15 protein-coding genes are annotated in these 13247 nt (G+C 45.8%); 5 read left to right on the top strand and 10 right to left on the bottom strand.

Going from position 1 to position 13247, the window contains the following annotated elements:
- Nucleotides 1-2: 2 nt before the first annotated feature.
- Nucleotides 3-869 carry a (2E,6E)-farnesyl diphosphate synthase gene (gene ispA / locus B4F66_RS08170; protein ID WP_292358142.1) on the bottom strand — a complete coding sequence of 289 codons (867 nt, stop codon included), beginning with the start codon at nt 867-869 and terminating at the stop codon, nt 3-5.
- A gap of 26 nt (nt 870-895) precedes the next feature.
- Nucleotides 896-1141 (bottom strand): exodeoxyribonuclease VII small subunit, encoded by a 246-nt coding sequence (locus B4F66_RS08175; protein ID WP_292358047.1) that lies wholly within the window; start codon nt 1139-1141, stop codon nt 896-898.
- Nucleotides 1142-1265: 124 nt separating this feature from the next.
- Between B4F66_RS08175 and ribF the strand changes: the two genes are divergently transcribed.
- Complete coding sequence (gene ribF, locus B4F66_RS08180; RefSeq protein WP_292358048.1) at nt 1266-2201, top strand: bifunctional riboflavin kinase/FAD synthetase; 936 nt, start codon at nt 1266-1268, stop codon at nt 2199-2201.
- On the opposite strand, the gene B4F66_RS08185 is transcribed toward ribF, so the two are convergent.
- The 8 genes from B4F66_RS08185 to B4F66_RS08220 form a co-directional block, all read right to left on the bottom strand.
- Nucleotides 2198-2437, bottom strand: coding sequence for a putative signal transducing protein (locus B4F66_RS08185; RefSeq protein WP_292358049.1), 240 nt, complete (start codon nt 2435-2437; stop codon nt 2198-2200). The two genes, ribF and B4F66_RS08185, sit on opposite strands and share 4 nt — an antisense overlap.
- A 2-nt stretch (nt 2438-2439) precedes the next feature.
- Nucleotides 2440-3486: an META domain-containing protein gene (locus tag B4F66_RS08190; protein WP_292358050.1), complete on the bottom strand. Its 1047-nt coding sequence runs from the start codon at nt 3484-3486 to the stop codon at nt 2440-2442.
- Between the two features lie 28 nt (nt 3487-3514).
- Nucleotides 3515-3928: a nucleoside diphosphate kinase regulator gene (rnk, locus tag B4F66_RS08195; RefSeq protein WP_292358051.1), complete on the bottom strand. Its 414-nt coding sequence runs from the start codon at nt 3926-3928 to the stop codon at nt 3515-3517.
- Nucleotides 3929-4096: 168 nt separating this feature from the next.
- Entirely contained in the window at nt 4097-4342 is a 246-nt protein-coding gene (locus B4F66_RS08200) for a DUF6868 family protein (protein WP_292358052.1), read from the bottom strand.
- Between the two features lie 111 nt (nt 4343-4453).
- The gene (locus B4F66_RS08205) at nt 4454-6712 is read right to left on the bottom strand and encodes a lipopolysaccharide kinase InaA family protein (RefSeq protein ID WP_292358053.1); all 2259 of its coding nucleotides are present in this window, start codon (nt 6710-6712) and stop codon (nt 4454-4456) included.
- 215 nt (nt 6713-6927) lie between these two features.
- A complete protein-coding gene (locus tag B4F66_RS08210) occupies nt 6928-7260 on the bottom strand; it encodes an SMR family transporter (RefSeq protein WP_292358054.1) in 333 nt (110 codons plus the stop codon).
- A gap of 10 nt (nt 7261-7270) precedes the next feature.
- Nucleotides 7271-7639, bottom strand: coding sequence for a YidH family protein (locus B4F66_RS08215; RefSeq protein ID WP_292358055.1), 369 nt, complete (start codon nt 7637-7639; stop codon nt 7271-7273).
- Between the two features lie 3 nt (nt 7640-7642).
- Nucleotides 7643-8284, bottom strand: coding sequence for a 2OG-Fe(II) oxygenase (locus B4F66_RS08220; protein ID WP_292358056.1), 642 nt, complete (start codon nt 8282-8284; stop codon nt 7643-7645).
- A gap of 234 nt (nt 8285-8518) precedes the next feature.
- Between B4F66_RS08220 and B4F66_RS08225 the strand changes: the two genes are divergently transcribed.
- The 4 genes from B4F66_RS08225 to doeA all read left to right on the top strand — a co-directional run bounded on the left by B4F66_RS08225 (nt 8519) and on the right by doeA (nt 13245).
- Nucleotides 8519-9259, top strand: a complete 741-nt coding sequence (locus B4F66_RS08225; protein ID WP_292358057.1) for a ferredoxin--NADP reductase — start codon at nt 8519-8521, stop codon at nt 9257-9259.
- A 236-nt stretch (nt 9260-9495) separates the two neighbouring features.
- Nucleotides 9496-10674, top strand: coding sequence for a N(2)-acetyl-L-2,4-diaminobutanoate deacetylase DoeB2 (doeB2, locus tag B4F66_RS08230; RefSeq protein WP_292358058.1), 1179 nt, complete (start codon nt 9496-9498; stop codon nt 10672-10674).
- A gap of 34 nt (nt 10675-10708) precedes the next feature.
- Entirely contained in the window at nt 10709-11989 is a 1281-nt protein-coding gene (locus tag B4F66_RS08235; protein WP_292358059.1) for an aspartate aminotransferase family protein, read from the top strand.
- A complete protein-coding gene (gene doeA, locus B4F66_RS08240; RefSeq protein ID WP_292358060.1) occupies nt 11986-13245 on the top strand; it encodes an ectoine hydrolase in 1260 nt (419 codons plus the stop codon). Before B4F66_RS08235 ends, doeA begins: the two co-directional genes overlap by 4 nt.
- The last annotated feature ends 2 nt before the right edge of the window (nt 13246-13247 follow it).

The raw sequence follows: 13247 nt of genomic DNA on the forward strand, positions 1-13247 counted from the left end.
GATTAAAAGGTTCGTTGCACGACAAACGTTGCCAGTGCCCGCAGAGCTAAACATTCATTTCCGAGATTATTCAATGCTGTCAATGCCTCTTTCACCAGCATCTGCGCCTTTTGCTGGGCGGCTTCAAGTCCCATTAAAGCGGGGTAGGTAGGTTTGTTTCGAGCAATATCTGCACCTTGTTGTTTCCCCAAGGTAACAGTATCCGCGATCACATCCAATACATCGTCCTGCACCTGAAATGCCAGGCCAATAGCTGCGGCATAATTGTTGAGATGTTTTAAATCCATCGAACTGTAATTTTTACCACAGTAAGCTCCCAGCAAAACACTGGCTTGGATCAAAGCGCCGGTTTTCAATAAATGCATGGCTTCCAGATCTGTTTGGTTAAGTTGTTTACCCACTGAAGCCAGATCGATGGCTTGGCCACCGGCCATTCCCATAACACCGGAAGCCTGTGCCAGGCATTTAACCATAGCGATTTGCTGATCTGCCGGCAAATCGTTTTCGGTCAGACATTCAAACGCCAGACTTTGCAATGCATCACCCACTAATAAAGCAGTTGCTTCATCATAGGCTTTATGGCAAGTGGGTTTACCTCGGCGCAAATCATCATCATCCATCATTGGCATATCATCATGAACCAGGGAATAGGCATGAATCATCTCAACGGCGCAGGCCGCTGAGTCCAGGGCATCAGTATTGGCATTAAATGCCTCACCTGTTGCATAAACCAACATGGCCCGCAAACGTTTCCCTCCGTTCAACGTTGCATAGTGCATGGCTTCAGATAACCGTGCAGCGGCTATAACGTTTTGATTGGGTAATCGTTGTTGCAAAGCCAGGCTGATGCGTTGCTGGTGCGAAGACATCCAGTCAGAAAGCGAAAACGTTTTTGTCACGATGCCTCGGAGTCTGGATCAAAATCCACTAAAGCAGACTGGCCGGATTGCTGTAATAACATTTGTACTTTTTGCTCGGCAGCTTGTAATGCTTCCTGACAATCACGGGTAAGTAATACGCCGCGTTCATAAAGTTTTAATGATTCTTCAAGGCTGATATCGCCTTTTTCCAAGCGTTCTACCAGTGATTCAAGCTCACTGACTGCCGCTTCATATTCAAGTTTTTTGCGTTTTGCCACCATATTGGCCTCTGTACAAATCTCGCGTTAACGACACATTATAAGTTAATCGAAGCTTACATGCCCGCTGGAATGTTTGCTAATTTCCCGTTAGTCTGTTGTGTTTTCCTTTTACACTGAACTATTCATGCCGAAAATCATCCGCGGCTTATACAATTTGCCCGATCCTGCACAAGGATGCGTGGCGACGATTGGTAACTTTGATGGTGTACATCTGGGGCACCAGGCTGTACTGACGCAATTGGCAATGAAAGCGGATATGCTTAATTTGCCCGCGGTGGTCATCACCTTTGAACCGCAACCGTTTGAATATTTTGTGCCGGAAAAAGCACCGGCCAGATTATCGCGGTTTCGTGAAAAGGTTGAGGCGCTACGAGCTTACTCAATCCAGAAACTTTGTGTGTTGCGGTTTAATCGTCAATTAGCTGAAATGCAGGCCGAAACCTTTATCCAGAAATTATTGGTTGAAGGCCTGAATGTTCGTTACCTGGTTGTTGGTGATGATTTTCGTTTTGGTAAAGATCGACAGGGTGACTTTGCCTTATTGCAACAAGTAGGGAAACAGCAGGGTTTTCAGGTTGTTAACATGCATACTTTCGCCATTGATGACATGCGAGTTAGTAGTACAAGAATTCGCGAAGCGTTGCAGGACGGTGACTTGGCAGTGGCTGAGAAGTTATTAGGTCGTCCTTACCGGATGAGTGGCAGAGTCGCGCATGGTGATAAACGTGGACGTAAAATGGGGTATCCGACAGCCAATATTCATTTGCATCGAGCAAAAGTACCGTTAAACGGTGTTTATGCGGTACAACTTTATGGCATTGATGAAGAGCCGGTAAATGGTGTGGCCAATATTGGTGTCAGACCCACTATTTCAGGTAGCGATAAGGCACTACTTGAAGTGCATCTTTTTGATTTTAAACGTGATATTTATGGTGAGCACGTACAGGTTTATTTTCTGAAAAAACTGCGTGAAGAACAGAAATTTGCCAGTTTGGAACAGCTGATTGAACAGATCCATATCGATTCTGCGCAGGCTAAAAGCTTTTTTCAGCCTAATTAAGATCCATCGTCTTCACCACTGGCAAATTTACCGGCGTCATAATCCCGAATCAGTTTTTCTGCTGCTTCGACATCGTCATTATTTACCAATACATGGGCGAAATCAGTAGCAGGTAAGTCGCCTACCGCGCCTTGCAGATAATGTCCTGCAACATGTGATTCTATGCCATGCGCATCCAGCAAGCCTGCAACAATATGGGCTTCTAGAATATTCGATCCGCGAAAGATTAACTTCATGGTTATTGCAGATGTACTGCTTCAAATCGAGCCATCACATTACCTTCCACATCAGCCAGCTCAAGATGTTGTCCTTCAATTTGCCAATAACGCACTTTTTCGAGCATAAAATGAACTTCCTGAGCCGTTTCCATACCTTGAGGGCACGCCATCATCGTGCTGGCAATACGACTGAATTTCAGCTTGTCTTCACGAAGTTGATAAGTCCCCATGATTCGATTACAGCCATCCGATCCCGATAGACGATTCTCTTCAGTGGCTAAAATAAGCGAGGGTTCACGCTGATCCTGATAAACGTCAACGGGCTCATCATTCAATCGGGTCAGTTTCCAGTATGTATTCAGCAAACTTTCATTGAAGCCTAATTGACCGCAGGTTTCTCCAGGCCATATATCATCGGCCTTTGTGACAATCAACGTTGGATGCAATATTCCAGTATCGCTGTTGGCTCTTGGTTCAAGGTAACCGGTTACTTCAACTAATATTGGTTGATTAGGCGCTTCAATATATTCCAGATACAGCGATTCAAGTGCTGCGTTATCCGCTTCCTGGGCGACAAACCAACGCTGACCGGTAAGGCATTCCTTAAAGACTCCGCTATCTGCCATATAGTTGTACATACCGTGAAACTGCATGTTCGGATAGACCGCGTAAAAGTCATTGTCCCGTTGAAGTTCATAATTCAAAGGGCTGTTAATCAAAACATACTCCTGATCCATAAGACGAATGTTGCCATCTTTTTCAATCTGGAAAGCTGTTTGCTGTGGATCGTCCGAAAGCAGCCTCAACTGATCCGAATTTTGCTGCCATTGCCCCAGTTGATAAAAGGTCGAATTTTCGCCTGAATCCTGATAATGCATTTGCAGATAATAGCTTTTATCTGCGAATAAATTGAGACGATAATCAATACCCGGGCAATCAGCACAGGGCAAAGTGCCGCTGTAGCTGGCCGGAAAATCGTCAATAATCACGTGACGTTCATCAGCTTCTTCAGTACTGCAAGCACTGAAAAACAAAATCAACAGCAGGGCCAGCCACTTTTTAAACATAGTAAACTCCAGATGCATTTGATCAGAGTTATCGGTGATATTCACCTGCACGCTCTGGTTGATATTCTATGGTTTCAATTCTGACTTGTAACATTCCACCCTGACCATCCTGCCAGTCAATTTCATCGCCTTCTTTCAATCCCAGCATGGCACTGCCGACCGGCGCTAAAATTGAGATGGTGTTACCAGAGTCATCCATATCTTTTGGATAGACCAATTTCAGCGTAAAAGTTACCCCGGTAGAGATAACTGAAAATTTTACCTGAGAATTCATTGTCACCACATTTGCCGGAATCTGTTCTGGAGCAACCAGCTCTGCACGCTCGAGTTCGGTTAACAATGCTGATTTGATATTTGTCGCAATGCCTGGTGTAGCCCGCAATAAATTGTCGATACGGCTGTAATCAAGTTCAGAAATAATAATGTCAGGTTGTGAATTCACAATAAACTCCATTAAACAAGTTTATTCACGCACAAAAGCTACCGGCATGTTTTGACGGCATCAGTTGAGATGAAGTTGGGGAAAATAATTGGTTATCTGGGCCTGTTGCTCTTGCAGAGTCACCACCGCTGTTGAAGTTGAACCATCAACAGCCCGTAACAGGCGAGCTTATGATGGCACAAATTTCAAGCTAATATAAGGTGCCAGCAAAAACAAAAAAATGGCTAATTTATAAACCATCATGCCTAGATAATGCAGTTGTGAAAATTGCTCTCGAGTCATGACGAACCAACGACTATGTAACCGGTAAATTCTGTCACTGCCTACAGCATAAAGCGTAAACCAGAATATCAATGCCAGATAGTTTAGAAATGTGGTCCAGCCGAGAACAAAAGTAACATTTTCCAGCGTCATTGCAGGTTCTCCTTAATTAGCAGAACTCTAGGGCTTGTTGATCTATTTATCGTTAATGATCAACAGACCTCAATCTACGCCGAGTTGTTACTGAATAAAAGTCCCCGGCTTTTAATGGTTGCCACGCAGTTTAGTGAACAGGCGTTTAATAGCCTTGCGTCCATAGCGACGTTTGAATTTAACTTTAAAATCATAAAGGTAAAACGGTAAACGGCAACGGAAGTTAAACGGCAATTTATACTTGGTATGTTGAAGATAATGTCCAACCAGTTTTTCCCGCCCTGACCAGTGTAGTTTGTTGCAAATCCGCGTGAGATCCGACAAACGCTCGGATAATGTCGCATTACGGTTGAAAAAACGCGCCCTGTTGATATCGATAAGCGTAAAGCCCAGTTTATCCCCGGCTTGTTTTTTTATCAGGATATTCCCGCCAGCCAAATCCCGGAAAAACACCCCACGCCCATGCAAATCCAACAGGAATTGACTGAGTTGCTCGTATAAATCGTCTTCTCTGACACCCTGGTAGTCGGTTGCACCTTCATTAAATGCCGTCAAAATATCCCTGGCGGAAAAGTCATGATCAACCATGTCGCACAGATAATAGTTTTCAGTCAGTGTTTTATCATCTGCCTGTTCAAAGTAGGCGATAGGCAGAGCTGTGGGAATTCCTCGGCGTAATAATTCGGCTGCGGCATTCCAGCTGCGTCTGGACTTACACGGTTTAAATTTATCAAGCAGCCGTTTATGTGCTGGCATACGTAATGGTTTTTTTGCGACAACGGTTTGATCCAGCAGATTATCGATACGCCAGATAATATTTCGGGCTTTGCGTAAGGTATTTGCTTCGGTTGCTTTGGGAAGATAGGCCGGGTGTAGCTTCAGTTTCAGCTCTTCTGCCTGTGAAGCATTTTCAGCAATCAGTACACCTTTCCAGCCATCCTGCTCAAATCCGTACAAATTTTTACCAGGGGCATGACGATATAATGATATGCGTTCCCGGGCCTTAGGACTTGCTTTTAACTGAATTTTTGTATCAGATGACCAGCAGAGGAATACGGGAGTTTCGGTGACAAACTCGGGTTTTTCACTGACAGTCGTTCCATCACGGGAAATAATCTCAACATCCTCCAGTTGTGCAGGAGCATATAAGGCATGCATTGGCATTGCCTGACCGTTTGCGGTCCATAACACATGGATTAATTTATCGTTGTTTCGAAATGCATGAACTTCAATGGCTTCGGCCGTCGCTAATGGCCCTTCATACAAACTGCCAGGGATCAATCGAATAAAATTCTGCATCGCATAAAATGACGGACGCAGACGGAAATCCTCGCGTTTTCCCAGTACTGAGCGGTAATGCGTAATGCGTTCCAGCTCAGGGTAAACCTCATAACCGTCATCAATCAGTCCTTCTCGATGACAAATGAATGGTCCCCAATAAGCCTGCTGCATCGCACCGGAAGCAGCGAGTAAAGTGAGGTAACGACTTAAATAATCTGCTTGCTTTTCTTCGCCGTTAACCAATACCCGCCGAATCCTTGGCAAAGTCCAGAAAGCTGCTGGCGATATAAATTCGTTTACCCCAAAATCATTGCTAATCTTTTTCAGAATCCGTGCTTTTTTGACCAGATTCACTTTCAAACGCATGGCGAGCTTAGTACCAAAAATACGATGGTCAAAGCGTTCCGGTTCGGTCACCCGCTCACTGAACAGATTATTGGTGTGGATATCGGGTAATTGATTATCACGACGTAAGCGGGTTAATACAGCAATGTTATGCAACGGTTCAAAATCAGAAATATTCGGTCCGGCAATTTTGATATGACGGGATTTTATTTCTTCATAGGCAATCCGCCAGGCATTAAAAAAACTTTCGGTGTCATAACCCGCCCAGCGACGACGGTTACTGGTTGAGCCCACTTCAATCGCTGTGACTCGTGACCCAAACCGGCTGGCGGCGGTTTGCACAAATTCACGCCAGCGCAGTTGTGCGCTGCCGGTTTTCATTTGTTGCGCTTCAGTAAAGGGTTGAACCAGATGTAATAGCACTTTGATATCGGTCGCCAGTAACCGTTCCAGTAACCGTGTTACCGGGCCACCTTCATCACCATATGTGTAATCGAGGCGGACCTGTTTAATCTGCAGCTCAGCAAGTTGCTGCAGAATATAATCATCGACAGCGGGATCCTCGGAGGTGGTGACGCCCACACCAACAAAATCGTTCGGGACGATATGTTGGGCTTCTGGTAAATGTCCATCAGGCAACGCCAGCCGGCCAGCAAATACGTAACGTAATGCATGACCCAATGAATTTGAATCCATTAATGGGCCGTTTTCAATTTTGTTTTGCGATGGGTCTGACGAGCTCATAAAAAATCCGAAAAGTTATGCCCTGCATTGGGCTTTTTAAAGCAGAAATACATCATGCTTGGGTTTGTGTCATAGCTACCACTGCTGGAAGCTTATTTTGTCCAAGTGGGCGTGAGGTGTTGGTATTCTACATAAGTCATTTCTAACGCAGTAGGGCGGATATACCCCGAATCCTGCTGGAAACTATCTCCTGAAATAAGGCTGACTTGAAGAGTTTAATGCGTCAAGCTACTGGAAAAGACATTTAACACCACTACGCCGCCTAAAATCATTGAAATGCCAATGATGGCAGGGGTGTCCAGCTTCTGACTAAACACAATCCAACCTATTAAAGCGATTAATACCACTCCGATACCTGCCCAGATCGCGTAGGCGATACCGACAGGAATGACTTTTAATGATAAAGCTAAAAAGTAAAAAGCGACGATGTAACCTACGATAACAGCTACAGATGGCCAGAATCGGGTAAACCCTTCAGAAGCTTTGAGAAAGCTGGTTCCGAAGACCTCGGCAATAATAGCAATACTTAGTAATAACCATTTAGACATATCATGGGACTCAATTGTAGGTGAGGAACAGGCTGATAGCCAACAGACTACCCAGCAATGCAACAATTAAACTAACAATGACGCCCCATTGCGTCCGATACCCTTCGGGAAATTCAGATTCCCCAAGTGTTTTTAACACACGCTGAAATTGTCTGGCAGCATACACGGTGGTCACACTGCCAAGTAGAATAAACGCCAGGCCGATGACAAAGGTCATGGTGGTGTTCAAGTGTTCCTGACCATTTGCTAATACTTCAATCAATAAACCTGAACGTTCAATCAAAAAACCGAACATGATAAACGTCAATCCAGTGCGATTCCAGGCGAGTAATGTGCGCTCTGCAGCGAATAAAACCCGCGGATCCTGAAGATAGGACATTGATTAAACCGCCTTTACTTTGCGTTTTCTCAACCAGTTTTTAAGCTTGGCGCTTAATTTGTGAAAAAAACGATGTTTGTTGCCAGCGGCTTCGCTGGTCAGAAAGTTTATCTGGATAGAGCGGCGTGTACCTTCAAAACTAGGATAGCCATGCCAGCAGTTATCAGTCACTTTAAACGCGACTAATGAGCCAGGACCGGGAATAATTTCATCGACATAATCTTCCATATCCTGTGCATTATTTAAAATTCGTAAGCGTCCCGTGGCAGCATCCCAGCTTTCATTCAGATAAATTAAAATGGTGACCAGCTTGGTTTTGGAGTCTGTGTGAATGCGCCCGTCTTTTTGTCGTGAATAGCCTCTTAAGGTCATCATCATCGGTAGATCCATCACTTTGACATCAAACTTTTCACAAATAACTTGTCTGAATTCTGGACTGTCGATGGAGTCAAGGAACGCTTTGAAATCAGGATTTACTGACACATCATCAACGTTGAAACTGCCCCCGTCACCGATGTCAGGGAAATCACCAATCACACGCTCCAGCACATCCTGACGGATCGATCGCTCCACCTTGAAAAAAGGGAAAGGTACGGTGTTAACTGTTGCAGCTTTTAAGGCCTGCATATCCAGTACTGAATTCATAGGATTTCTCATTAATGCATGTAAAGGTAATTACTACATATGATAGTACAAAATAGCCTTACAATCTGGTTACTGAAGTGGAATACATCCGTTATTTTATTCACTAGCAATGGTAATAGTGAATCAAGATAATTGCGACGCAATTGAATCGATGAATAAATTAATGATTCTGTTTTGCAGCAACCTAGTAGAAGTTGATATGGTCACTCAATAAACGCTAATCAGGAGATATCCATGTCAAAGTGGCAAGAAGGTCGGGTGGTAGAAAATAAACAATGGACCTCCACTCTACATTCTCTGAGGGTTGAGGCCCCCCTGGCATCATTTGAAGCCGGACAATTTACCCGACTGGCACTGGACATTGACGGTGAAGAGGTCAGTCGACCATTTTCGCTGGTGAATGCACCTGGCGAACAACCGCTGGATTTTTATTTTATTGAAGTCCCAGGCGGAATATTCTCAACAAAGCTGGCAAAGCTTAATCCTGGAGATAGCATCAAGGTTGCTACCAAGGCCACAGGGTTATTAACCCTTAAACAACTGCCGCCAGCCAAAAAGTTATTTTTACTGGCGACCGGTACCGGCATTGGTCCTTTTTTATCCATTATTAAAACACCCGAGGTGTGGCAACAATTTGAACGGATAACGCTGGTCCATGCTGTGCGCTATATGGAAGAGTTGACCTATCAACAACTGATCCGCAACATCGCCGAAAAGCATACCCATCAATTCAGTTATATTCCAATGGTCAGTCGAGAGGCATGTGACTACGCTATTCCGGGGCGGATTCCTGCAGCGATAATGGACTCCAAACTTGAGTTACGTGCTGGCGGACGTATCGATGATGAGAGTCATGTCATGCTTTGTGGGAACCCGGATATGGTGCAGGATACGATGAATGTGTTGTTAAAACGCGGGCTCACAAAGCATAGCCGACGCGAACCAGGTCATATCAGCATAGAAAAGTATTGGTAGTAAAATGAAGTGGTTGTGAGATTCAATTGCTCCAGAATAAACGTTAGTTGAACCAAATATTCTTCAACCAGTCACTAGTGGCATAGCAATTGCCTTTCATTTAAAAATGCTGGCTTTGCAGCAGAATCATCATATTGCATTGCAAATTGCACTAAAAAGTCACATTGTTAACAGACAAGGTTTTATAACGGATCACCCGACAATTTTGTTGCTCGGTCCAAAACAGGGGAGGGCTCATGTCAGATGTCTGGCAAGACACCATCACCACAGCTGAAACAATCCGCCGCGAACTCCATGCTCATCCGGAAATGGGCTGGCAGGAACATCGCACCGCTGAGCGTGTACGTGAAATTCTCAGCTCACTGAATATTAGCTGGCGTAGCTGTGCAGGCACTGGCACGGTCGGTGTACTGAATCCTAATGGAACGGCTGGGCCGCACATTGCCTTGCGCGGTGATATGGATGCATTACCTATTCACGAAGCCACTTTAAAAGCCTGGAGCTCAATGAATGAGGGGTGTATGCATGCCTGTGGTCATGATGGTCACACTGCAACCTTATTAGCGACAGCAAAATGGCTTAAGTATCACGAAGCGCAACTGAATGGACCGGTCAGCCTGATTTTTCAGCCCGCCGAAGAGGGGGGACATGGTGCCAGAGAAATGATCAACGATGGCGCGCTTGAGGGGGTTGACGAAATTTATGGCTGGCACAACTGGCCGGCTATTTCATTTGGTCAAATGCTTTGTCCCGATAGTTTGGTGATGTGTGGAAATGGCACATTTAAAATCACGCTGCACGGGCAAGGCGGCCATGCCAGCCAGCCGGAACTGTGCCGTGACCCAGTGTTAGCGGCCAGTGCGATTACCCTTAACCTGCAACAGATTATCAGTCGTCGGCTAGCGCCTCAGCAGGCTGCGGTGATCAGTGTCACTTCAATCGAAGCGTCAAGTGCGCCTACCGTGATTCCGCAAAATGCTGTTCTCGGCGGCAGCATCCGGGTCCCAGACAGAAAAACCCGTGATGAAATCTATCGGCTTATCACTGAGATCAGCCAGCAAACTGCCGCGAGTTATGGTGTGGTGGCTGAAGTGGAAAATTTTCCCCGCTATGACGCAACCATTAATCATTCGGTACAGGCTACAAACATGCGGCGGTTATGGCAGGACATTAACGGTGCTGATTCACTGGATTTTGTTACGTCGACACCGATTATGGCCTCCGAAGATTTCAGTTATTACCTGCAGCATATTCCCGGCGCATTTGCGTTGATTGGCAGTGATGATGGCCCCGATCACCAGGTGCCATGTCACAGCCCTTATTACGACTTTAACGATCGCCTGATACCGGCGGTCACACGATTGTTTTCGCGCCTGGTCGGAGTTGGCGTACCTGTTCCGGAGGAACTGCCCTAAATCGTCCCAGTGACGTGTTCAAGAGGAGATTTAAATGAGTATTTTTGAAGAAAGAGAGTCTGCGATCCGCGCTTATTGCCGAGTATATCCAGTGGTATTCGATAAAGCGGTTAATGCCCGTCAGACTGATGAAAGCGGCAAGGAATATATTGATTTTTTTGCGGGTGCCGGCGTGTTGAATTTTGGTCATAACAACCAGCGTATGACCAAAGCGGTAGTCGATTACATTCAATCAAATGGCGTGACGCACAGCCTTGATATGCACACCACTGCTAAACGACAGTTTATGCAGCACTTCACCGATACCATTCTGAAACCTCGCAATATGCCGCATAAAATGCAATTTATGGGGCCTACCGGAACCAATGCGGTGGAAGCCGCAATGAAACTGGCAAGAAGAGTTACCGGTCGTCAGGATGTCGTGGCTTTCAGTCATGGCTTTCATGGCATGACACTGGGGGCACTGAGCGCCACGGCGAATCAGTACTTCCGTAATGCAGCCGGTGTGCCGCTCAACCATGTGAAACATTTTGCCTTTGGCTGTGAAGAGGTTTGTCCGGGCTGTGAACTGGGTTGTGGAATGCAAAGTATTGATCAGTTAACAGCAATCTATAAAGACAGCTCCAGCGGTATTGCTCCGCCCGCAGCATTTTTGCTTGAAACGATACAGGCAGAAGGCGGTGTGAAGGTAGCATCAAAAGAATGGTTGCAGGCCCTGGCAAAATTGGCCAAAGAAGTCGGGGCATTATTAATCGTCGACGATATTCAGGTGGGCGTTGGCCGAACCGGTTCGTTTTTCAGTTTTGATGATCTGGGTATTGACCCTGACATTATTTGCCTGGCCAAAGGTATTGGTGGCATGGGCACACCGATGGCGATGAATTTGGTGAAGCCGGAACTTGATGAACACTGGTCGCCCGGTGAACATACTGGCACTTTCAGAGGCCAGGATATTTCCTTTGTCGCTGGTGATCAGGCACTGACTTATTTTGACAATGATGAGTTGATGAAAGAAGTCAAAACCAACGGCCAGCAAATGGCTGAAGCACTGGCACCATTGACGCAGCGGTATCCGGAAGTGAATGTGACTGGTAAAGGCATGATTCTGGGATTGGACGTCGGCAATGGAGATAGAGCCAAAGCGATTGTGAATCAGTGTTTTGATGCCGGGTTACTGATTGCCAGCTGTGGTACCGGTGGCCGTGTTGTCAAATTGATCCCCCCATTAACCACGCCCCAATCTGACTTAAAGACGGGACTGGATATTCTGGTTGAAGTAACAGACAGAGTCATGCAAATGGAGGAAGCCGCATGAGACAGCGTGATGATATGACTTTTCCGTTTGAAGAATACGAGCGACGACTACGCGAGTTAAGAGAACGTATTGCCGAACGGCATATGGATGCTGTGGTCATTTCCGATCCTGAAAATATTATGTATCTGACGGATTATCAGACGACTGGCTATTCATTTTTTCAGGCGTTGGTAGTGCCGTTGGAAGATGAACCGTTCATGATTACCCGTAAACTGGAAGAATCTAATGTAATCCATCGGACCTGGGTAGAGATTACCCGGCCGTATCCTGATACTGGCGATGCCATTCAGATGCTGGTCGATGCACTGCGTGAGTTTGGACTGGATAAAAAACGCATTGGATATGAACGTAACAGCTACTTTTTCCCTGCCTATCATCAGGACTGCATTCATACCACTTTGACCGATGGCAAACTACTGGATTGCTTTGGCATCGTAGAGGAAGGGCGGGTATGCAAATCAGCTATGGAAATTGCCTTGATGCAGAATGCTGCCAGAGCCACTGAAGCAGGTATGCAAGCCGGTATTGACGCTGTGCAGGAAGGCGTTACTGAAAATGAAATTGGTGCGGCAATCAGCGCAGCAATGTTTAGAGCAGGAGGTGAACCACCTGCGGTGATGCCGTATGTGACTTCCGGACCACGCACCATGATTGGTCATGCCACTTGGGAAGGCCGTATTGTTCAACCAAATGAACATGTTTTTCTTGAGGTGGGGGGCTGTTATCGCCGGTATCACACCGCAATGATGCGCACAATTGTTCTGGGTGCATTAAGCCCATCAATGTATAAAGCCCAGGAAATTATGAAAATGGCGCTGGACGCAGTACATAAGAATTTTCAGCCAGGCATGACCGTATCCGATGCCGACAATATGATTCGTAATATCATTACTAAAAATGATATTGGTGCACGGCTGGTGACCCGGTCGGGTTATTCAATTGGTATCGCCTTTCCACCCAGCTGGGATGAAGGGTATATCGTTAGTCTCAAACAAGGTGAATCTGCTGTGCTGAAACCTGGCATGACGTTTCACATTATCCCGTGGATGTGGGGCATCGATGGGGATAAAACCTGCGGTATCTCTGACACCATTCATATTACCGAAGATGGCTGCGAGTCCTTTTTCACCATGGATCGGGATTTTGTGGTGAAAGCCGATCAGGGCAAACAAAAGCTCATCTCGGTTGATAAAAGCCCAAAAAGCGAAGCGAAAGCTGACAAACAAATTGAGCGTTCTCAGAAATCCGCTAGCTAATT

Source organism: Methylophaga sp. UBA3603, from assembly GCF_002375335.1.
In the GTDB taxonomy this organism is placed as follows: Bacteria; Pseudomonadota; Gammaproteobacteria; order Nitrosococcales; family Methylophagaceae; genus Methylophaga.

Excerpts from the sequence above, each read along its gene's own strand:
- ispA (WP_292358142.1), bottom strand. The coding sequence starts at position 869 with ATGTCTTCGCACCAGCAACGCATCAGCCTGGCTTTGCAACAACGATTA.
- B4F66_RS08175 (WP_292358047.1), bottom strand. The coding sequence starts at position 1,141 with ATGGTGGCAAAACGCAAAAAACTTGAATATGAAGCGGCAGTCAGTGAG.
- ribF (WP_292358048.1), top strand. The coding sequence starts at position 1,266 with ATGCCGAAAATCATCCGCGGCTTATACAATTTGCCCGATCCTGCACAA.
- B4F66_RS08185 (WP_292358049.1), bottom strand. The coding sequence starts at position 2,437 with ATGAAGTTAATCTTTCGCGGATCGAATATTCTAGAAGCCCATATTGTT.
- B4F66_RS08190 (WP_292358050.1), bottom strand. The coding sequence starts at position 3,486 with ATGTTTAAAAAGTGGCTGGCCCTGCTGTTGATTTTGTTTTTCAGTGCT.
- B4F66_RS08200 (WP_292358052.1), bottom strand. The coding sequence starts at position 4,342 with ATGACGCTGGAAAATGTTACTTTTGTTCTCGGCTGGACCACATTTCTA.
- B4F66_RS08205 (WP_292358053.1), bottom strand. The coding sequence starts at position 6,712 with ATGAGCTCGTCAGACCCATCGCAAAACAAAATTGAAAACGGCCCATTA.
- B4F66_RS08210 (WP_292358054.1), bottom strand. The coding sequence starts at position 7,260 with ATGTCTAAATGGTTATTACTAAGTATTGCTATTATTGCCGAGGTCTTC.
- B4F66_RS08215 (WP_292358055.1), bottom strand. The coding sequence starts at position 7,639 with ATGTCCTATCTTCAGGATCCGCGGGTTTTATTCGCTGCAGAGCGCACA.
- B4F66_RS08220 (WP_292358056.1), bottom strand. The coding sequence starts at position 8,284 with ATGAATTCAGTACTGGATATGCAGGCCTTAAAAGCTGCAACAGTTAAC.
- B4F66_RS08225 (WP_292358057.1), top strand. The coding sequence starts at position 8,519 with ATGTCAAAGTGGCAAGAAGGTCGGGTGGTAGAAAATAAACAATGGACC.
- doeB2 (WP_292358058.1), top strand. The coding sequence starts at position 9,496 with ATGTCAGATGTCTGGCAAGACACCATCACCACAGCTGAAACAATCCGC.
- B4F66_RS08235 (WP_292358059.1), top strand. The coding sequence starts at position 10,709 with ATGAGTATTTTTGAAGAAAGAGAGTCTGCGATCCGCGCTTATTGCCGA.
- doeA (WP_292358060.1), top strand. The coding sequence starts at position 11,986 with ATGAGACAGCGTGATGATATGACTTTTCCGTTTGAAGAATACGAGCGA.